Consider the following 694-nt stretch of genomic DNA (forward strand, 5'->3'; position numbering starts at 1 on the left):
GTGAGGCTCAGGCCGTCCTTGGCCAGCAGCTCGCCGCTGTTTGCAACGCCAGCCTGACTGCTCAGGCTCACAGAACCTTCTGCAGAGCCGATCAGACCATCATTGGCAACAGAGGCAACCGCAGCCTCAATACTGGCCGCCCGAAGCTTGGCATCTTTTGTATTGGTGAACGCACCGGTGGCAGCGCCAGAGGTATTGCTCAGCGTCAGCGCACCTTCACTGGCAATATCGCCGCTGTTGGTCACTTTGCCATCAACCTTGAGTGTGGCATCATTCTTGGCAACAAGACGGCCAGAGTTGATCAGATCACCAGAGTTGGTGAGTGTCAAAGCTCCGTTCACGGCGCCAATCAGGCCGCCATTGTCCAGGGATGACACCCGTGCTGTCACGGTAGACGCTTTGATCTCACCGCCAGCTTCATTCCTCAGTGCGCCGATGGCAGCATCAGAGCCAAGACCTGCAATCACCAGAGCCTGTTCAGCAAGCAACGTCCCGCTGTTGGTCAGATCACCGGCAAGCGTGAGGCTCAGGCCGTCCTTGGCCAGCAGCTCGCCGCTGTTTGCAACGCCAGCCTGACTGCTCAGGCTCACAGAACCTTCCGCAGAGCCGATCAGACCATCATTGGCAACAGAGGCAACCGCAGCCTCAATACTGGCCGCCCGAAGCTTGGCATCTTTTGTATTGGTCCGCACAC

At 58.2% G+C, this 694-nt stretch carries 1 protein-coding gene; it reads right to left on the reverse strand.

Annotated features, from left to right (window positions below):
• Positions 1–694 (reverse strand): hypothetical protein (locus tag PsAD37_RS11345; protein ID WP_206600067.1); only part of this gene is annotated, 694 nt, incomplete at both ends.

Origin of the sequence: Pseudovibrio sp. Ad37 (assembly GCF_001623075.1) — a bacterium.
Taxonomy (GTDB): Bacteria; Pseudomonadota; Alphaproteobacteria; order Rhizobiales; family Stappiaceae; genus Pseudovibrio.